Source organism: Colwellia sp. BRX10-1 (assembly GCF_014077545.1).
Classification (GTDB): Bacteria; Pseudomonadota; Gammaproteobacteria; order Enterobacterales; family Alteromonadaceae; genus Colwellia_A.
On sequence record NZ_JACGWC010000017.1, the window covers coordinates 36,627 to 54,961 of the forward strand.

22 protein-coding genes are annotated in these 18,335 nt (G+C 36.7%); 12 read left to right on the top strand and 10 right to left on the bottom strand.

All coding sequences use genetic code 11. The annotated features are described in order from the left end of the window. Positions 1–8: 8 nt before the first annotated feature. Entirely contained in the window at positions 9–362 is a 354-nt protein-coding gene (locus H4J75_RS13660; protein WP_182213806.1) for a DUF3802 family protein, read from the top strand. A gap of 32 nt (positions 363–394) precedes the next feature. On the opposite strand, the gene H4J75_RS13665 is transcribed toward H4J75_RS13660, so the two are convergent. Beyond that, positions 395–1,702 (bottom strand): GGDEF domain-containing protein, encoded by a 1,308-nt coding sequence (locus H4J75_RS13665; RefSeq protein ID WP_310733532.1) that lies wholly within the window; start codon positions 1,700–1,702, stop codon positions 395–397. Between the two features lie 245 nt (positions 1,703–1,947). Further along, entirely contained in the window at positions 1,948–2,448 is a 501-nt protein-coding gene (locus H4J75_RS13670; RefSeq protein WP_070375692.1) for a lactoylglutathione lyase family protein, read from the bottom strand. A 94-nt stretch (positions 2,449–2,542) separates the two neighbouring features. Here H4J75_RS13670 and H4J75_RS13675 point away from each other — a divergent pair, with 94 nt between their 5' ends. Beyond that, positions 2,543–3,415, top strand: a complete 873-nt coding sequence (locus H4J75_RS13675) for a LysR family transcriptional regulator (RefSeq protein ID WP_182213807.1) — start codon at positions 2,543–2,545, stop codon at positions 3,413–3,415. An 86-nt stretch (positions 3,416–3,501) separates the two neighbouring features. Here H4J75_RS13675 and H4J75_RS13680 read toward each other — a convergent pair whose 3' ends face one another. Both H4J75_RS13680 and H4J75_RS13685 read right to left on the bottom strand, forming a co-directional pair. After that, positions 3,502–3,717 (bottom strand): TIGR02450 family Trp-rich protein, encoded by a 216-nt coding sequence (locus H4J75_RS13680; protein ID WP_182213809.1) that lies wholly within the window; start codon positions 3,715–3,717, stop codon positions 3,502–3,504. A 19-nt stretch (positions 3,718–3,736) separates the two neighbouring features. Beyond that, positions 3,737–4,324: a CIA30 family protein gene (locus tag H4J75_RS13685; RefSeq protein ID WP_259364801.1), complete on the bottom strand. Its 588-nt coding sequence runs from the start codon at positions 4,322–4,324 to the stop codon at positions 3,737–3,739. Between the two features lie 151 nt (positions 4,325–4,475). On the opposite strand from H4J75_RS13685, the gene H4J75_RS13690 reads away from it, so the two are divergent. From H4J75_RS13690 to H4J75_RS13715, 6 genes are all read left to right on the top strand, one after another. After that, entirely contained in the window at positions 4,476–5,003 is a 528-nt protein-coding gene (locus tag H4J75_RS13690) for a hypothetical protein (protein ID WP_182213811.1), read from the top strand. Positions 5,004–5,377: 374 nt separating this feature from the next. Then, positions 5,378–6,259 (top strand): kinase, encoded by an 882-nt coding sequence (locus H4J75_RS13695; RefSeq protein ID WP_182213813.1) that lies wholly within the window; start codon positions 5,378–5,380, stop codon positions 6,257–6,259. Beyond that, positions 6,256–7,104, top strand: coding sequence for a mannosyl-3-phosphoglycerate phosphatase (locus tag H4J75_RS13700; RefSeq protein WP_182213815.1), 849 nt, complete (start codon positions 6,256–6,258; stop codon positions 7,102–7,104). The genes H4J75_RS13695 and H4J75_RS13700 overlap by 4 nt, the downstream gene beginning before the upstream one ends. Positions 7,105–7,114: 10 nt before the next feature. Next, positions 7,115–8,344 carry a glycosyl transferase gene (locus H4J75_RS13705; protein ID WP_182213817.1) on the top strand — a complete coding sequence of 410 codons (1,230 nt, stop codon included), beginning with the start codon at positions 7,115–7,117 and terminating at the stop codon, positions 8,342–8,344. A 13-nt stretch (positions 8,345–8,357) separates the two neighbouring features. Further along, positions 8,358–10,127 (top strand): alpha-amylase family glycosyl hydrolase, encoded by a 1,770-nt coding sequence (locus tag H4J75_RS13710; RefSeq protein WP_182213819.1) that lies wholly within the window; start codon positions 8,358–8,360, stop codon positions 10,125–10,127. An 85-nt stretch (positions 10,128–10,212) separates the two neighbouring features. Continuing rightward, on the top strand, positions 10,213–10,647 hold the full coding sequence (locus H4J75_RS13715; RefSeq protein ID WP_182222452.1) for a hypothetical protein: 435 nt from the start codon (positions 10,213–10,215) through the stop codon (positions 10,645–10,647). Positions 10,648–10,660: 13 nt separating this feature from the next. Here the strand turns inward: H4J75_RS13715 and H4J75_RS13720 are convergent, their stop codons facing one another. After that, positions 10,661–11,434, bottom strand: a complete 774-nt coding sequence (locus H4J75_RS13720) for a MipA/OmpV family protein (RefSeq protein WP_182222453.1) — start codon at positions 11,432–11,434, stop codon at positions 10,661–10,663. A gap of 300 nt (positions 11,435–11,734) precedes the next feature. Here H4J75_RS13720 and H4J75_RS13725 point away from each other — a divergent pair, with 300 nt between their 5' ends. From H4J75_RS13725 to H4J75_RS13740, 4 genes are read left to right on the top strand one after another with little or no spacing between them, the layout of a single operon-like run. Continuing rightward, entirely contained in the window at positions 11,735–12,409 is a 675-nt protein-coding gene (locus tag H4J75_RS13725; RefSeq protein ID WP_182222454.1) for a flavin reductase family protein, read from the top strand. A gap of 29 nt (positions 12,410–12,438) precedes the next feature. Next, positions 12,439–12,876, top strand: a complete 438-nt coding sequence (locus H4J75_RS13730; protein WP_182222455.1) for a DUF3429 domain-containing protein — start codon at positions 12,439–12,441, stop codon at positions 12,874–12,876. 15 nt (positions 12,877–12,891) lie between these two features. Then, positions 12,892–13,317 (top strand): thiol-disulfide oxidoreductase DCC family protein, encoded by a 426-nt coding sequence (locus tag H4J75_RS13735; RefSeq protein WP_182213827.1) that lies wholly within the window; start codon positions 12,892–12,894, stop codon positions 13,315–13,317. Continuing rightward, on the top strand, positions 13,280–14,026 hold the full coding sequence (locus H4J75_RS13740) for an SDR family NAD(P)-dependent oxidoreductase (protein WP_182222456.1): 747 nt from the start codon (positions 13,280–13,282) through the stop codon (positions 14,024–14,026). Before H4J75_RS13735 ends, H4J75_RS13740 begins: the two co-directional genes overlap by 38 nt. 128 nt (positions 14,027–14,154) lie before the next feature. Here H4J75_RS13740 and H4J75_RS13745 read toward each other — a convergent pair whose 3' ends face one another. The 5 genes from H4J75_RS13745 to H4J75_RS13765 all read right to left on the bottom strand — a co-directional run bounded on the left by H4J75_RS13745 (position 14,155) and on the right by H4J75_RS13765 (position 18,124). Continuing rightward, on the bottom strand, positions 14,155–14,412 hold the full coding sequence (locus H4J75_RS13745) for a DUF3081 family protein (protein ID WP_182213831.1): 258 nt from the start codon (positions 14,410–14,412) through the stop codon (positions 14,155–14,157). Between the two features lie 3 nt (positions 14,413–14,415). Further along, entirely contained in the window at positions 14,416–14,697 is a 282-nt protein-coding gene (locus H4J75_RS13750) for a DUF6482 family protein (RefSeq protein WP_259364960.1), read from the bottom strand. A 410-nt stretch (positions 14,698–15,107) separates the two neighbouring features. Then, on the bottom strand, positions 15,108–15,503 hold the full coding sequence (locus H4J75_RS13755; RefSeq protein WP_182213896.1) for an MmcQ/YjbR family DNA-binding protein: 396 nt from the start codon (positions 15,501–15,503) through the stop codon (positions 15,108–15,110). Positions 15,504–15,683: 180 nt separating this feature from the next. Next, positions 15,684–17,900, bottom strand: coding sequence for a ferrous iron transport protein B (gene feoB, locus H4J75_RS13760; RefSeq protein WP_182213833.1), 2,217 nt, complete (start codon positions 17,898–17,900; stop codon positions 15,684–15,686). Beyond that, complete coding sequence (locus H4J75_RS13765) at positions 17,900–18,124, bottom strand: FeoA family protein (protein ID WP_182213834.1); 225 nt, start codon at positions 18,122–18,124, stop codon at positions 17,900–17,902. Before H4J75_RS13765 ends, feoB begins: the two co-directional genes overlap by 1 nt. Positions 18,125–18,335 lie beyond the last annotated feature (211 nt).

The following is an 18,335-nucleotide window of genomic DNA, read 5'->3' on the forward strand; positions in this document are numbered from 1 at the left end:
CATTTTTAATGGTTACAGATACTGAAGGTTACATCCATATTATCGAATACTTGACTGAGCATTTCAGTTTATTTGAAAATTCCTCCTCAGTAAGTGCTGATTCAGATACCGTTATGAGCGTTATTGAACAAGAATTAAGTGAACAAATCATCAGTATTTGCAGCCAGAACGAAGCGTTGTCTTTTAATCAGCGCAATACTATTATTCGAGAAGTTGATGCTATTGTTTATGATTTAGAAGAGATTCTCTCTGGCGTTATTAACAACAAAGTCACTAACGAGCAAAAAACATTCATTAAAGAATTTGCCTTACTGATTAAGAATTTATTTGATAGCGAAATTCACAGTCAGTTTTTATCTTAAGGCGTTGAACGAATTATTTCGAGCAATAATATTTACCAACAAAAAACCTGATCACGACCCAAGTCTTTCGCTTGATATAATGCTCGGTCAGCGCGGGTAAAGAAATCATCAAAGTTATCATCTGCAAATCTTATACAAGTAACACCGATACTAACAGTTACTTTAATTTCGCCCTGCCACTCACCTTTTATAATTAGATTACTTTGATTAAGTCGAATACGCTCTGCGACAACCTTTGCTGACTGCAATGTAGTTTCAGGGAGCAATATTGAAAATTCTTCACCGCCAATACGGGCTAAAATATCTTCTTGTCGAAGACAAGGAAGTAAACATTGAGCCACTGACATTAGCACCTTATCCCCTATCGGATGGCCATAGCTATCATTGATATCTTTAAAGTGGTCAATATCAATAGCAATCAAGGATAGAATGCGAAGGTGCCTTTTAGCACGATGAAACTCTCGTTCAGCATGATCAATAAAATAGCGGCGGTTATACAGCTTAGTTAATGAATCGGTATTTGCTTGTTTTCTAAATTCTTCTTTTAACGCATACAATTCACTGACGTCGGTAGAAAATCCAATTAACGTTGGAAGTTCACCTTGGTGTTGATAAGGAATTTTTGTACTAATATAGTAACGTACATTACCTTGTTCATCTGCTGAGGTTTCTTCTATGGTTTGTTTTTCGCCCGTATCAAAAACTTTTTGATCAGATTGGTTAAAATGCTCAGCAACATCAAGTGGTAAAACCTCAGTGTCTTTCTTACCAATAATATTTTCTGCTGACGTACCAAATAATTCAGCAACTTTACTGTTTACATATTTAAATGTTCGCTCATTATCTTTCATGTAAATATAAGCATCAACATTATCAAGTACCGTATGAAGTAATTTTTTCTGTGCTTTAATTATTTTTTGGAGCTTTTTTTCTGCTGTTATATCTGTTGATACACCACAAATACCGATGACATTGTTAGCATCATCGAACAAGGGTTTTTTAACCGTTTTATATATCCGGGTTTCTTGTAGGGATTTGATGAAGTTTGTTTCTTCATTTTCTACAGTTATAGCCTCTTTAATAACCTTTCGATCATTTTCTTTTAGTTGCTGAGATAACGCTAAATCAAAGAAATGACTATCATCAAAGCCAATGATATCTGTTGAGTTAATATTAAATAAATCCAGTACAGCCTGGTTTACATAGGTATAGCAACCATGAATATCTTTAGTGAATATACAAGTGCCAACGTTATTTAACACTTCCGTTAACATCTTAACGTCTACGGATAAATTATCCTTTGACGTTGAAGTAACGGGTAATGGTTTCTTTTTACTCACTAATAAACCTTAACTGTTGATGATATTACAGAAAGTTTAATTGTAGTTGAAAATTAATAATAGGCATTATGCTTGCGACATAATCGTTATTTAGCCAATATTTATTCAGTGGGTAAGCTTGCATAGTGCAGAGACAGGAGACAGGAGACAGGATTAAGCGCTAAAGTTATCTTGATATAACCCAAGAGAAAATGACTTTCTATTGGGTTATTAAATCATCAGTGTTAATAAGCTATGACTTTAAATTAGTAAGCGCCGGCCGCATAGGTTAATTCATAGCTGTGGCTGTATATTTCTAATATATTACCAAAAGGGTCTTCCATGTAAATCATACGATAGGGCTTTTCACCGGGATAGTAGTAACGCGGCTCTGCCATACGTTTTTTACCACCTGCTTCGACAATTTTTTCCACCAGTTCTTCAAGATTAGGATCTTGCACACAAAAATGAAACACGCCTGTTTTCCAGTATTCAAAGTTGTCTTCTGGATTTTCTTGATTAGCAAATTCGAATAGCTCAACGCCGATGCGGTCGCCTGTCGACATGTGGGCTATTTTAAATTTACCCCAATTAGCACCAAATACGTCGGTACACATAGCGCCAATGGGGCTATCATCTTCAATGATTTCTGTTGGTTTCATTATTTCATACCAACCTAAAACGCCAGTATAAAATTCAACAGCAGCCTCTAAATTAGGGACTGAAATACCGATATGGGAAAAAGTTCTTGGATATGCTTTACTCATTTTTATTACCTCGTTAAATTTGATAGACAAAGTATAGTGAACTTTATAAAGTATATAAAATTATCATTTGTAATATAAATGAGTACATTTTGTTATGATAAATCTTATTTGGTTAAAAACATTTTGCACGCTTGCTGACGTTGGACATTTTACCCAAACAGCGGAAATTCTTTTTATGACGCAATCAGGCGTAAGCCAGCATATAAAAAAACTTGAAGCGCAGTTGGACATTTTATTATTAACGCGGGAGGGTAAGTCTTTCTCATTGACCGATGCGGGTATTAAATTACGCCAACAAGGACAAGATTTATTAGACACATCTGCTGATATCGAAGCTTCAATTAAACAAGATGATGCTTTTATCGGTGTCATTAAAATAAGTACACCTGGCAGTGTCGGCTTAAAACTATACCCAAAGATGCTTGATATGCAGCAACGCTATCCGGCGCTTATTATCGATTACACCTTTGCACCCAATAAAAATATAGAGCAAAATTTAATTGAGCGAAAAATTGACCTGGGGATACTCACTGAGTTAAATAGGAGCCCACAGTTAGCCTACAAAAAAATAGCCATTGAGCCTTTGGTTTTAGTGACGTCAAGTGATATCACAAGTATCAACTGGCAGGTGCTTACTTCTATAGGTTTTATCAGCCACCCTGACTCAGAACATCATGCACAACAATTATTGAGTAAAAATTACCTTGAATTTGAACATACAAGTCAATTTAAGCACAAAGGATTTTCTAATCAAATAAGTTTGATTTTATTGCCCGTTAGCCAAGGATTAGGTTTTACCGTATTACCCCTACATGCGGTAAACGCTTTCCCTGAGCAAAGCCTGATAAAAGTACACACATTGGAGATACCGGTCAGTGAAACCTTATATCTTTGCCAAAACAAACATTCGTTTGACACTCAAAGGAGTCAATTAATTAAAAAATCGATTCGTAAATTTATTTTATAACATTGACTATAAAAACTCACTTAGCCTATGAATTTTTTAGCGATAAGCAAACACTCAAATCGGCTCATAGTGACTTAATTGTAAATTTATTTCCAGCCGACCCGCCATTGATCACTGACTTTTAGATCCCGCCAATCTATGGTGTATTCATTGTGAGTCATCACCGCTTCGATAACACAGGCAATTACTTTTTGTTCTTCGTCAAACTCCACCTTAGTGATAATAAAGTGTTTTTCTTTATTGGTAATATCAACTTTAGTCCACTTACTATTGATGAGGGCTTTGGGATTAATTTTATTCATCTTTACCTTAGTGTATAAGTTATTGTTTCAAAAAAGACAGTGTAAATATCGATAATGAAAATTGCCCAGGGACTTTTTTAGTCATTAAAAATCCGACTTCTTTAATATCTTCTGAGTTAAGTAAAGGCGCATTTGGTATAGCCCTTCCACGAAAAGTTGCTTTAAAGTCTGCAAGCTCGAAGATATGATTTTCACGCTTATTAGCGACGGTTTTAAAGTCATGTTTATAAGCTAACCGGTAGCCATTTACATAAATAATTAGCCTTAATTGATAGGCTTGCCCGTCACCTTCGGTGTTAATAACAAGTTTCTTATAAGATTGTGGAAGATTATCGACAGCACGAAAAACCGAACTAAAGCCGCCATTATTGTCTAGAGAGATGCTACCGCTAAAAATACCATGATCTTGAGCAAATATCATTTCCCCGTTTGATAAGCCGCCCATAACGCCATCATTGGTTATCCGCCAGCGTCCGTTTTCTTGCTTTGAAAAATCAATCATATAAGCCTTCTTATTGCCACTTGAATTATCATTGGCCTGGTTATTAATATTGTTACCACTGGCATAAGCACTGAAAAACAAACATAAAATTAAAATAAATCGCATCAATAAATTCCACTTAAGTATTCTATATCGCCTTTTAAATACGCAAAATAAACTTGTTAAGATCAAAATCACTAAAAATGAGCTAAAATTAATACTCTAACGTATGTAGTGTTAGATTTAATTTAAAATAATAACCAACGAGTAAAAATATATGCGCATTTTTTTATTGATATTGTTTATCAGCCTTGCCTCAGGTTGTAGCACAAAATATACAAATCAATCAGTCACAGGTAAAGCTTTTCCAGCGGTTACCGGACAAACATTAGAAGAAAACACAGTCAATATTCCAGCCGATTTCAACAAAGAATTTACTTTATTATTAGTAGGCTACAAACAGAATTCACAGTTCGATATCGATAGATGGTTAATCGGTTTAGATATGACTGAAACTAAAGTCGATGTCTATGAGCTCCCGACTATTCAGGGATTGTTCCCAAAAATGTTTAGTACTTTTATCGACAATGGTATGCGTGCTGGTATTCCAAAACCTCTTTGGAAAGGGGTGATTACAATTTATGAAGACGGTGATAAAGTTCAAGCTTTCACTGGAAATGAAAGCCCTAATAACGCGCGAGTATTACTGTTAGATAAAAATGGCATCATTGTTTATTTTTATGATGACGGTTTTTCAGTTGCAGCGCTTAATGAGTTGAGAGATAAGTTAACGCCATCGAGCTAGTGTAACTTTGTTGAGACTTGTGCAAGAGACAGCAATTAACCGTTACTGTTTTTTGCCAATTTTAGCTATTTACCCAAGGTTTATTCTTATCTATTTATATACCCATACTTCTTTATTTCCTTCAACGTTGTCGTCAAAATATTTTGAAGCACGACATATTAACTCACTACTTCACCCTTGATTTTTACCGCACCAAAACGGGGCGCTTAATCACATCAGTGCAATTCCCTCGGTTACTCATCATTTCAAAAAAACACTAACCTCAAATAAAAACCTTTTATTACAATAAATTAGTAGCAAAGCACTGTTTACTAATGATCTGGCATAAGACTTGAAGCTCTGATAATAATGAATAATTATCTACAGTGAAAATTATGCTCTCTGCTTTTATTGAACAACACAAACTACCTGATGAATTCAGCGACACCGTTAGACTGCATTATCAACCACTTGCTGAGCGAATATTGGGGCAATTCAAAAAACACAACACACCGTACTTTGTCGGTATCAATGGCTGCCAAGGTAGTGGAAAGTCAACATTAACAGACTTTCTCGCTGAATATTTAACAACTCAATACCCTCTTAATGTGGTGGTGATGTCTTTAGATGATTTTTACCTAACAGGTAAAAAACGTCAGCAGCTTGCAGAAAATATTCACCCATTATTAGCAACAAGAGGTGTGCCAGGCACCCATGATATCGCGACTCTTGAGCACGTACTTTTGCAATTAAAAGCTAAAAAAACGGGATTTTCTATCCCTAGATTCAATAAGGCTACCGATGAACCCTATCCAAAAGAGCATTGGACTGTGGTTGATAAACCAATAGATATTATTTTATTAGAAGGATGGTGTTGGGGGGTAAAGCCTCAAACTGAAGAACAACTAAGGTCAGCTATTAATGAACTTGAATTGCAGTATGACGCTAAAGGTGAATGGCGAAATTACGTTAATCAACAACTGAGCGAGGCTTATGTTCCCTTGTACAAAAACATGGATTTTTGGTTAGCACTGCAAGCACCATCATTTGACTGTGTTTATAAATGGCGATTAGAGCAAGAACAAAAATTACAAGCTAGAAACATCAACTTAGCTAATTCAAAGGTAATGTCTCCTGAAGAAATATTAAACTTCACCCAATATTTTCAGAGACTTAGCGTACAGAGCTGCACGACTATCGCACAATCTGCTGACGCAATATTTTACTTAGATTATGCTCGCCAAATCAAAGATGTGCCTCTAAAGGAAGTACGATGAGCTCATTAAGAACACTTGTTTTTAGTGACTTAGATGGAACCTTACTCGATCACTTCACTTATCAATCAAGGCCCGCAGATAAAACACTTGCGCAATTAAAATGTGCAAATATTCCGGTTATTTTAAATACCAGTAAAACCCTAGCTGAATTAGCCATTATTCATCGTGAACTCAAACTAGATACCCCCTTTATTATTGAAAATGGTGCCGCTATTTATATACCTATAGCTACTTTTTCAGCACAACCTGCTGACACTGAAATTGTTGGAGACTATTGGGTAAAATCTTTCTGTTTACCTAGGCAGCATTGGTTAACTTTATTAGCTGAAAAAACTGATGAATTTAAAAAGTATTATCAAGGTTTTTCTACTATGTCTGCTGCTGACCTTACCGAAATAACAGGGCTGTCGTTAACAGAAGCTAAGCGCGCTCAACAAAGACAATATGGTGAACCCATTCAATGGTTCGGTGATGAGGTCAGCAAAAATAGCTTTATAGAGCATCTTATTGATCTAGGAGCCAATGTTGTTCAAGGTGGTCGGTTCATTCATGTCGGTGGCTACTGCGATAAAGGCCAAGCCCTAATTTGGCTAACAGAGCAATATCGAGAAAACTTTAATAACCCTGCAATTCTGACCATCGCCTTGGGTGATGGTGAAAATGATAGCCCAATGCTAGAAGCCGCAGATATCGCGGTACAAATTCGTTCACCCGTTCATAACTTCCCCAAACTCTATCGCCAATTTAAAACGACTCGTACTCAAGATTATGGTCCTGAGGGTTGGGCTCAAGCACTACAAACTTTGCTAGCAAAGCAACTACTTTCATCTTCTACTATTATATAAGAGGTAAACCATGGCTGATTTTTATCAAAACGGTACAGTAACCACGCTACATAACTTAGCACAGCGTGAACCAGCAGATATGGCAGCTGAAATACTAGCCTTCTCTAAAAAGCGCTCTTTAGGGCTTATTTTACCTTCATTATTTTCTGAATTAGAAGGCAAAGCCTTGCCCGACATTATTAATAAAATTAAAGGTGTCGAATATTTATCAGAAATAGTTATTGGTCTTGACCGTGCCGATCTTGAACAATATAAACACGCCTTAACTTTCTTTGGTCAACTGCCACAACATCACCGAGTATTATGGAATGACGGTCCAAGATTACAAGCGATAGATGCAAAATTACATGCCCTAGGGTTAGCCCCCAAAGAGTTGGGTAAAGGCCGTAATGTTTGGTATTGCATGGGCTATATTTTAGCTTCGGGTAAAGCGGAGTCAATTGCCCTACATGATTGTGATATTTTGACCTACGAACGTGAACTACTAGATAGACTACTTTATCCTGTTGCTAACCCTATGTTTAATTACGAGTTTGCTAAAGGTTTTTATGCACGAGTTGCCGGTGGAAAAATAAATGGCCGTGTATCCCGTCTATTAGTAACACCGCTAATTAAAGCGTTGAAAAAAACAGTCGGTCATTGTGACTATTTAGAATACATGGACAGTTTTTTATATCCTTTAGCCGGTGAATTTTCTTTCCGTCGAGATGTATTAAACGATATTCGTATTCCTAGTGATTGGGGCCTTGAAATTGGTGTGCTCTCAGAAATGTATCGCAACTATTCGCCTAACCGTTTATGCCAAGTTGATATTGCCGCGACCTACGATCATAAGCATCAAGATTTATCTTTGGATAATACTGATGGTGGTTTATCAAAAATGTCGATTGATATCAGTAAAGCTTTTATTCGTAAACTTGCTACCCAAGGTGAAACGTTCACGGCAGAAAAATTCAGAACATTAAAAGCGACTTACTATCGTATTGCGTTGGATTATGTCGAAACTTATCGAAATGATGCCATGATGAATGGCCTTAAACTTGATATTCATAATGAAGAAAAAGCAGTTGAGATGTTCGCACAGAATATATTAACCGCGGGCAATACCTTCTTAGATCAACCCATGGATACGCCTTTTATTCCTTCTTGGAATAGAGTAGTTAGCGCCATACCTGATATTTTATCGCAACTAAAAGAAGCGGTAGAGTTAGATAACGAAGAATTCAGACAAGCATTATAAAAAAAGGTGCCACATGCCAACGCAAGATAATCAGTTAACACCTAAATTGCAGGGTAATTTAAAAGAAAAGTTAGTTCAGCAGCTTTCGACTATCTATCACGATGTCCAGCTTGAAAAGCCAGTAAGTGATATTGCCCAATCTCTGCTTGATATTATGGGGTTATCTAAAGAAACAATGGCGGCGAAGCCTTTCTCAAACCATTGGTCAGAAGAAGATATTATCTTGATAACCTATGGCGATAGTATCGTTAAGGCTGATGAAGCACCACTCAAAACGTTGAAGACTTTTTTAGACACTAACGTTAGCAATACGGTTAACAGCGTGCATATCTTACCTTTTTTTCCTTATAGTTCTGATGATGGTTTTTCAGTTATCGATTATTCATCGGTAAATGAGTCGTTAGGTACTTGGCAAGATATTGGCCAGATAAGTGAACATTATCGTTTAATGTCTGATCTCGTCATCAATCATTGTTCAAGCAGAAGTGCATGGTTTGACAATTTCATTAAAGGTGAAGGACAAGGCAGCGATTATTTTTTTACGGCTCTTGCTGATGATGACTTGTCAGCCGTTGTGAGACCAAGGACATCGCCCCTCTTAAAGGAAATTGAAACTGGCAAAGGCAAACAATTTGTTTGGTGCACATTCAGTCATGACCAAGTTGATTTTGACTTTCGTAATCCTGAAGTTTTAAAAGCTTTCGCTTCTATTATTAAACAATACCTTGATATGGGTGTAAAAATATTTCGTCTAGATGCCATCGCGTTTTTATGGAAAGTAGTAGGAACACCCAGTATTAACTTACCGCAAACTCACGAGGTGGTCAGGTTATTAAGGACGCTTATTGAGTCAGCTAAACAAGATGCTGTTATTATCACTGAAACCAATATCCCCAATACGCAGAACCTCACTTATTTTGGTAATGCCAATGAAGCCCATGGGATATATAACTTTTCATTACCGCCGTTGTTATTAAATACCTTGCTAACGGGTAACTGTTTATACCTTAAACGCTGGCTAATGAGTATGCCTCCTGCGCAAGATGGCACTATGTATTTTAACTTTATTGCATCACATGACGGTATTGGTTTACGCCCGGCAGAAGGATTATTAGATGAAGCTGAGCTGGATAATTTAGTACAGGCAGTAGAAAATTTCGGTGGAAAAATATCTTGGCGCACTACAGATACCGGCCAACAAAAAGCCTATGAAATGAACATATCACTTTATGATGCAATGCAAGGCACAGTGCGAGGTAAAGATCAGTGGAATTTTGAGCGTTTTATTTGTGCACATGCCATTATGTTTGCCCTCGAAGGCATACCAGGTATCTACATTCACAGCATGCTAGGCACACAAAATGATTATCAAAAATTAGCAAATACCCATCATAACCGTGCAATTAACAGGCGTCGCTGGCATGTAGAAGCTTTAGAAGAAGCACTTAATGACAGTAACTTACACCATGCAAAAGTGCTTTCATCATTAAAATCTTTATTGGCGTTAAGAATTAAACAACCCGCCTTTCATCCTAACGCAACGCAATTTACCCTGCATTTAGGTTTGCAATTGTTTGGTTTTTGGCGACAAAGTAAAGACCGAAAACAAAGCATGTTTTGTGTGAGTAATATTTCTGATCAACCGGTAGTATTACCCTTGAGTGAGCTGAACTTAATTATTACCGAATCATGGTTTGAACTTATTACCGCAGTAAAAATAACAGAGTTAAACCAAGAGCTTACTTTGTCACCTTATCAAACAGTATGGATATCAAATATATAAAGTGAAAAGTTAAAAATAAACGCTATACTAAAAATAATTTTGGTATTAACTGCAGATTAGCTTTGGAATAGCAGGGGGATTATCAATGCATGATTATTTTGCACCTCATGGTGAATTCAAATTACACGTGAGCAATAATATAATTATCGCGCGCTTAACGGGATCCTGGAATAAAGAGTGTGCGGAAAATTTTTCACAAGCATTTATAGCGCAAGTGAAATTGTTAAAAATACAAAAATGGGCGCATTTAGTCTTCTTAGATGACTGGCAAATAAGTGTTCCTGAAATTGTCCCTGTTGTTGATGAGTTAGCCGCTTTTTGTATTTTAAATGGTTTAGAAAAATCAGCGCAAGTCGCCAATGAATCAATGATGAAAAAAATGTACCTCGATAAAATGGCAATTGAAACACGCAGTAACTTTGAGAGGCGAATATTTTCTGATCAAGATAAAGCGATTAGCTGGCTCAGTGAATATGGTTTTACTACAACAAAAGGATTAAAAGCTTACGAGTTAGTATAGCTTGATGGTGCTGCTAGAAGTTTTTCGTAAACACTAAAAGCAACTGTAAACTGCTTTTATCTTCAACTAGAGGACTGTCAGTAATACTTTTATCAAACCAAGTGTATTCAAGATTTAAGCGGGTATATCCGCCAAAAAAAACAGGGGTCGCGATTGAAAATCCAAGATTTTTATTAACGCCACTATGACCAAGGTAAGCCCCCCTATTTTGATTCACTTCGTCTTTAGAAACACCATAATAGTAATCAACATGATGTTTATCTAAGAAACTGAGTGAAATTGAGGGTTCGAAAAATATTGGCCCATACCTAAAAACATGACCAATCGTTGATTTTATCTCAAAACCATTTGAGCGATTTAGTGCATCAAACATCGAAGAAAAGCCGATTTTCCAATCATTTTGTTGATAATCAACACCAAAGCCGACATCAAATGAACTTTTTCTTTTTCTCATCCCTTCGAAAATAGCACTATCAGATTCATCAAACCCTTGGAATCTTGGGGATAATTTTGCGGAGAGAGTTAATCGATTCGCATTTATTAACTTATAATTAATAAATGGTCCAAATACCGATAAGTTTTCTCCTTGATATCCCAATAAAGGTAAAGGCATTACTCGGGTGTTATATCCCTTATATATCTCTTTATTAACACTGATACCTACGCCGTATAAAAAACCTTCGGCTTTCTTTCGCTCAACAGATACGACTGTCCCCTGCTCTGAAAAGACGTAAAAAGCTGGAAAAACTAAAATTAATATTAAGGCTTTATAAATGCTTTGTATCATTGGGTAATTCTCACTGGATTTTTATCATACCGAGTATACGTTTAAAAGTGCAATGAGGTTTAAACCTCCGATGAAATTAACCGAGTAACAGCTTGTTATACATTTATCATAACTCTATTTATTCAGTGTTAATTTAATAATACGGTTATTAAAAATAATATTAATTATAACAAAGAGTAAAGTGCAGCCTTGTCTTTACTGTTAACTAGGTACAATAATTAAAATATCTCAGCGAGGTGATCGTCCTTGGCCTAAACTACGTATAGTTAGCCATCAATTATATTATCGGGTAAACCTAAAATGAAACACTTGAGCCATGACCAATTGTTAAAGATGGATGCACGCTACCGGGCTCAACTGGTCAATAGTTTATCCGGATTTAAAAGTGCTAACCTCATTGGTACACGCAACAAGCAAAACCATAACAATTTAGCGATATTTAGCTCTGTTGTCCATTTAGGTGCTTCGCCTGCTCTAGTTGGTTTTATTACTCGCCCAGACATTGTAGAACGTCATACTTTAGAAAACATTCTGCAGACTAAACAATTCACCATAAATCAAGTTAATGAAAGTTTTTGGCAAGCGGCCCATCAAACATCAGCGCGTTATAATGCCGACCAATCAGAATTTGAGCAAACTGGCTTAACGCCTTATAACGTTGATGGTATCAATGCCCCTTTTGTTAAAGAAAGTCACTTAAAGTACGCCTTGAAACTGCGTGAGATAGTGCCAATCGAACTTAATGGTACCCAATTAGTAATAGGCGAAATCACTGATATTCTTTGTGATGAAGTTGCTATTAAAGCCGATGGCTATATTGATATCGAATCATTGGGTACGGTTGCCATATCAGGACTAGATAGCTACCACAACAGTCAACGCTTATCACGATTGAGTTATGCTAAGCCAGAAACTCAACCTGGAGAAATTTCACTTGATGGCCATACACTTGACGGTAATTCATTTGAAATCTAAATAAGCTTCACTGAACTCTAGGGACAAAAATGAAAAGTTGGCAGTTACTTGGCTATCTTGGTCTATTACCTTTTGCAGGTTTTTTATATTTAAGTGTTGTGCTAGAAGACTCTTCTGTGTGGGCACAACAAGCTTTTATAGCCTATAGCGCTATTATAGTCAGTTTTATTGCTGGCACATTGTGGCGTAAAGCCGAAGACAATACTCGGCTAACACAGCAAATTATTAGTAATTTATTAAGCTTAATCGCTTTTACCACTTTACTGATGCCAGATGATTTAGCCTTGATAGTATTGTCGTTCAGCTTTATGTTTTTATTTTTATATGAAAAAAAATTAGCGATAACAGAGCAAATAAACGATGTTGATTTAGCTTACATGAGAATGCGTTTTTGGCTAACTTTTATTGTTCTCTCACTGCATACCAGTGCTTATTATTTGTGGTTCATTTATGTAGCCACCCAATAACTTTTAGGAAAATTCATGCTAACTATATTCTATGATGGCAACTGTCCAATGTGTGCAACTGAAATGATCCACCTAAAAAGGCATGATCAAGACAACATCATACTTTTGGTCGATATACATCAAGAAAATTTTTCAAGTCTATACCCTGCAATTGATTTTTCAGCCGCTATGAAAATATTACACGCGACTTATAATGGTAAAGTTCTGCTCGGTTTAGAAGTCACACATAGGGCTTGGACACTTGTTGGTAAAGGCTTTTGGGTAGCTCCACTTAATTGGCCAGTATTTAAAACACTAAGCCACTGGGTTTACTTAGGACTGGCTAAATACCGTCATCAAATTTCAGCACTTCTCGCCAAGGTTTTTGGCATAAAAACAGCAAACTGTAATTCAGGAACTTGTTATGATAAATCAACTAACACTGATCATTGGCGCAAATAGCGACATTGGCAAAGCAATTGCCACCCAAGTAGCTTCTTTGGCTGATACTGGCCTTATTCTTATTAGTCGACAAGCCATTGACGAGAAAGACACTGTTGAGGAGCAAAACAGCCTTAAAACTAAAAAAATTACGGTTAAAGATTACCAACCGCAATCAATAGACAATGCTATAGCAGAATTAGTTGCGCATAGTGAGTTACCCATAAGCCAAGTCTTTGTCTGTAACGGCATACTGCATAGTGATAAATTTCAACCAGAAAAACGTCTCGAAGACTTCGATGCACAAGCATTTGAGCAAGTTATTAGCGCAAATACATTAACCCCAATGTTATGGGTTCAGAAGTTGACACCAATACTGACAAGGAAGTCACCCTGTAAATTTATTGTTTTTAGTGCCCGGGTCGGCAGTATAAATGATAACAAATTAGGCGGGTGGTATAGCTATAGGGCATCGAAAGCAGCATTAAATATGATGCTTAAAACTGCATCTATCGAGTTTGCAAGAAGAGCAAAGAATATAAAGCTAATTTCTTTTCATCCCGGTACTACAGATACGCCGTTGTCTAAACCTTTTCAAAAGAATGTCCCTGCAGATAAACTTTTTACCAGTGAATTTGTTGCCAAACAATTGCTAACTATTGTTGCTGATACTCCTATTGATCATACCTTGAGTTATCTTGATTGGCAGGGCAAGTCTATTAATTGGTAGCTGACAGTAATGGCCGTTAAAAGTTAGTTATTCCAGGTTACTTTTTGATTTAACTATTGAAGTTAAAAACAATAAAAAAAACTGCAATGAGATTTGCAGTTTTTATTGGGATTATTTATTAAAGGTGATTATTTTTTAGTAAAACCGTCAGCTATTTTATGAAAAGATTCAAGCGTCACTTTATTATCATATTCAATCGAAAATCTGCCATGGAATAACAAGGTTATTGTTAAGTCTTTATAACCTAACCAACATGTATATCCATCAAAGTCATGCCAAGCTTTAATACCAGAATACTGATAAACACCATCGAGTTTAGTACCCTCTTTGGTGATATGGTCATAGATTTCTAAAAAATCTCTTAGCGTTAATTGTCTATCCTTCATCAGTTAAAACTTAATCATTTGGCTGCATCGACCATTGCTACTGCTGGTGCCACACATTTCATCATAAGCTGTTTGATACTCTAGTGCAGCGTTAAATATATTATTATCTCGAAGATAATTTTTAGCTTCAACTAAAGATCCCATCACAGCAACATCTCTAGATTGGGTTAGACCAATAAAGTTATTGAGAGAATCAACCGCGCCAACCAAATAATGAGTCGATTCAGCGACACCAATAATAGTAGGTATAGTTGCTTGATTACTGTTAGTTAATGTATTCATCATAATAATTCTCCAACTTGAGTATAGCTATCATTACGGTGATACGAAGATTAAAGATCAACTTCAGTAAAATTCATAGTTGAATTTTACTAACCTATCACCTTAAAATATCTCGTTTGTCAAAAGATGCTCCTCTCTATTATCCTTTAGCTAGTATTCAGCTACAGCCATTAAGGAACATCTATGAAGAGTAAAACTGTCTGGTATCTCCATCTCCATGTAATGGATGAGTGGAGATGTGTATCCTCTGGTAACCTTGCTCATATCAAAAAAGCCCAGAGTATGTATATACAAAATGGCGTAACCACACTGCTAAGGGTTGCACATAGTAAATTGATTAGTTCAAACAGTTAAATTAACAGATAACGCTTTTAAGCGAATAGCTAGGTTTATGATCAATATTGCCATAGCGGCTAAAGCTGGATTAGAATTGACTGCTGATCTTTCTTGGTCATTTTACTGACCACTAGTAAATAAGAATTATCCATCATTCTCTCTAGCTCGCCCTGAGGAATTGAGCCATCTAAGATAATAGTATTCCAATTAGATTTATTCATATGATAGCCGGGAATGATGCCTGGAAAAATATCACGTAATATCTCTGCCTCATCTGGGTCACATTTTAGGTTCATCCAAAAGTGGCCTTTAGCGTCTTCTGCAACCTTGGCACTTTTAGCGTTTGAACCATGAGAAATCGTTGCAAACAGTTTGTTTTTGACCTTGAAAACGCTAACGTCATCGCCAAATGGATAATAAAGTGAGCTTGCTGGTTTAGCTAATAAATAGTGCTCAGCCATTTGTTGGTTCATAGATTTCATTGACGTTTATCTCTATACATTAAAGGCTTAAATTTACGGTCTAATGAATTTAAGCATAGCAGTAAAGAGTGACTTTGGGTTAATGAGCAAGATGAGCAGAAGTTTCAGCCTAAAAAAATACCGATAAACAATCTATCGGTATTTTTTAGCAAAAGCTGAGCTTAGCTTAAATTAATAATAAGAAACTTGTGTTGGGATTGTTAAAATACTTTTACCAAAACGCTTTAACCAATAATATATCGCCGCAAAAATGGCAATGACAATGATGATGCTAATTCCCGCTGACAACGGATTAGTAGCAAAGGTTGCCACTTGATAAGTAAATGTCGCCGCTAAATAAGCCAATGAAAAGCTCCATAAAGCCGCAAATCCAGCCCAACGACTGCCAACTTCACTCTTTATTGCGCCCATAGCTGCTGCACAAGGTGTATAAAGCAAAATAAATAACAAGTAACTAAATGCGCCAATTTTACCGGCAAATGCAGCCTGCATAACGGTGAATGTTCCTTCATTAACGCCTTGTTCTTCTGCGGCGGTATGTAAGTTGGTAACATCTCCGATATCAGTCCCTAAAGGATCATCAGCTTGAATACCTAATAAGTTTTCTTTTATTGAATCCGTCGCGTCAGTCCACAACTCAGCCATTGACTTTAATGCTTCTGGCTCTGCATTCACATCGGTATAGAGACTATTAAATGTAGCCACTAAAGCCTCTTTCGCAAACAAGCCGGTAATAATGCCAACACTTGCTTGCCAGTTATCTTCCTTAATACCCATAGGTGCAAGTAAAGGGGTAACAACCTGAGCACTTTTACTTAATACCGACTCTTGAGAGTCTTGATGACCAAACTGACCATCAGTACCTAATGAGTTAAAGAAGTTGAGTACACAAACCACTAAGACAATCGTTTTACCTGCCCCCAAAATAAAAGACCGAGTACGTTGCCAAACACGATGCACTAGATAAGAAAGCTTAGGTATTTCATAAAGCGGTAATTCCATAATATTGACAGAATTTTTGCCCATTAATACCGTGTGCTTTAATAAAAATCCAGTGAATAGTGCTGCCGCTATACCGATTAAGTACAATAAGAAAACTAAGTTTTGCCCAGAATCCGGGAAAAATGCCGCAGCAAATAAAGCATATACCGGTAAACGTGCCCCACACGACATAAACGGTGACATCATTATGGTGGTGATACGTTCACGCTCACTATCAAGAATTCGTGCCGACATTACAGCAGGAACCGTACAACCAAAACCAACAATTAAAGGGACAAAAGCTTTGCCGGGTAAACCAATTTTTTGCATAGCACTGTCAACCACAAACGCTGCACGCGCTAAGTAGCCACTGCTTTCTAAAATCGATAAACCAATGAATAAACAAGCGATGATTGGAATAAAAGTAGCGACCGTTTGAATACCTAAGCCAGCTCCTTCAATTAAGGTTAGCAACCACTGAGGTAAATCATAACTTGATAAAAATCTTTGCGGGTAATCGACAAAAATAGCGCCGGCTAAAATATCAAAAAAGTCGATAAAAGCGCTACCAACATTGATTGCAAACATAAACAATAAGTACATCATGCTAAGAAAAACGGGCACACCTAACCAAGGATGAAGGATAAAATGGTCAAGGCGGTCACTTAAACTTATTGCCGGTGCTTTTTTGGAAGCCGGTAGACCCTTTTTAACATCGATCAATAACTGCTGAATAAACTCGTAACGCGCCTGCATAATACTAATAGCATCGGTATTGGTTTGCTGACAGCCACCTTGATCATTACAAGCGCCACATTCAAGATCAATTAACACCTCAGTTGAGTTTTTGTCCGCGAGTTTATTGACAATATCTGCTGATAACATTAATTTCTTTGGACGTTCACTTGCTTTAGGTAATTCAAGTAAAGCCTGTTCAACTTGTTTTAAGGTATCTTTAGCTAAGCTGTTGGCAATAATAACTTTACAGCCAAGTTCTTTGGCTAAAATATTTATATCAACGGTTTGCGCTTCTTTTCGATCAGATTTATTGATAACCAATAATACCGGTAAACCGAGTTCAAGTAGCTGAGTCGTTAAATACAACTGACGCTTTAATTGCGTCGCATCGACGACATTAATTAAACAATCAATGTCGTTATTTTTAAGAAAATCTTGGGTAATAGTCAGGTCTTTACTTTGTTCAGTTCGAGTGGCGAGAGAACTAATGCCAGGTAAGTCTGAAAGTAAAACTTGCTCATTATTAAATGAGAAGCGCTGCTGTTTTGTCGCTACAGTGACGCCAGTCCAGTTTCCTGTTTGTTGTTTCGCGCCCGTTAGAGCATTAAAAAACGTGCTTTTTCCTGAATTGGCAAAGCCAACTAGAGCCAAATGTAAAGCTTGTGACATTAGACGATTTCTATACCTATTTGTTGAGCAATACTCGGTGCTAAGCAAATTTTAGTACCATGGAGATGAAAGGCAAGTGGCCCATTAAATGGTGCTTTATGGGCTAATGATATCTCAGTTTTTAACGCAAAACCCTGCTCGATTAACTTTGAAGTCAAATCGAAATTTGTTGGCAACGTGCGGATCACCGCTCGTTGGGTACGCCTCAATTGTGAAAGGGTCATAAACAACAACTCAAATAATAATGATTATCATTTGATTCTACTTTACTATTAACTTTTCAGCAAGCGTATATAACAGCGTAATTGATCTAAATCAGCTTAAATTAATCTACTGATAAATTTGATTTAAAATTTAATAGTTTAGCAAGCGTTCAATATAATCATATTAAAAATATAACTGGATTTATCTGCGCAGCTTACGTAAAAATAGCGA

Coding starts and splice junctions, on each gene's coding strand:
- feoB (WP_182213833.1), bottom strand. CDS start 17,900: ATGTCACAAGCTTTACATTTGGCTCTAGTTGGCTTTGCCAATTCAGGA.
- H4J75_RS13750 (WP_259364960.1), bottom strand. CDS start 14,697: ATGATGAATACATTAACTAACAGTAATCAAGCAACTATACCTACTATT.
- H4J75_RS13680 (WP_182213809.1), bottom strand. CDS start 3,717: ATGAATAAAATTAATCCCAAAGCCCTCATCAATAGTAAGTGGACTAAA.
- H4J75_RS13660 (WP_182213806.1), top strand. CDS start 9: ATGGTTACAGATACTGAAGGTTACATCCATATTATCGAATACTTGACT.
- H4J75_RS13740 (WP_182222456.1), top strand. CDS start 13,280: ATGATAAATCAACTAACACTGATCATTGGCGCAAATAGCGACATTGGC.
- H4J75_RS13755 (WP_182213896.1), bottom strand. CDS start 15,503: ATGAACCAACAAATGGCTGAGCACTATTTATTAGCTAAACCAGCAAGC.
- H4J75_RS13765 (WP_182213834.1), bottom strand. CDS start 18,124: ATGACCCTTTCACAATTGAGGCGTACCCAACGAGCGGTGATCCGCACG.
- H4J75_RS13730 (WP_182222455.1), top strand. CDS start 12,439: ATGAAAAGTTGGCAGTTACTTGGCTATCTTGGTCTATTACCTTTTGCA.
- H4J75_RS13715 (WP_182222452.1), top strand. CDS start 10,213: ATGCATGATTATTTTGCACCTCATGGTGAATTCAAATTACACGTGAGC.
- H4J75_RS13695 (WP_182213813.1), top strand. CDS start 5,378: ATGCTCTCTGCTTTTATTGAACAACACAAACTACCTGATGAATTCAGC.
- H4J75_RS13725 (WP_182222454.1), top strand. CDS start 11,735: ATGAAACACTTGAGCCATGACCAATTGTTAAAGATGGATGCACGCTAC.
- H4J75_RS13735 (WP_182213827.1), top strand. CDS start 12,892: ATGCTAACTATATTCTATGATGGCAACTGTCCAATGTGTGCAACTGAA.
- H4J75_RS13675 (WP_182213807.1), top strand. CDS start 2,543: ATGATAAATCTTATTTGGTTAAAAACATTTTGCACGCTTGCTGACGTT.
- H4J75_RS13710 (WP_182213819.1), top strand. CDS start 8,358: ATGCCAACGCAAGATAATCAGTTAACACCTAAATTGCAGGGTAATTTA.
- H4J75_RS13685 (WP_259364801.1), bottom strand. CDS start 4,324: ATGCGATTTATTTTAATTTTATGTTTGTTTTTCAGTGCTTATGCCAGT.
- H4J75_RS13700 (WP_182213815.1), top strand. CDS start 6,256: ATGAGCTCATTAAGAACACTTGTTTTTAGTGACTTAGATGGAACCTTA.
- H4J75_RS13705 (WP_182213817.1), top strand. CDS start 7,115: ATGGCTGATTTTTATCAAAACGGTACAGTAACCACGCTACATAACTTA.
- H4J75_RS13720 (WP_182222453.1), bottom strand. CDS start 11,434: ATGATACAAAGCATTTATAAAGCCTTAATATTAATTTTAGTTTTTCCA.
- H4J75_RS13745 (WP_182213831.1), bottom strand. CDS start 14,412: ATGAAGGATAGACAATTAACGCTAAGAGATTTTTTAGAAATCTATGAC.
- H4J75_RS13670 (WP_070375692.1), bottom strand. CDS start 2,448: ATGAGTAAAGCATATCCAAGAACTTTTTCCCATATCGGTATTTCAGTC.
- H4J75_RS13690 (WP_182213811.1), top strand. CDS start 4,476: ATGCGCATTTTTTTATTGATATTGTTTATCAGCCTTGCCTCAGGTTGT.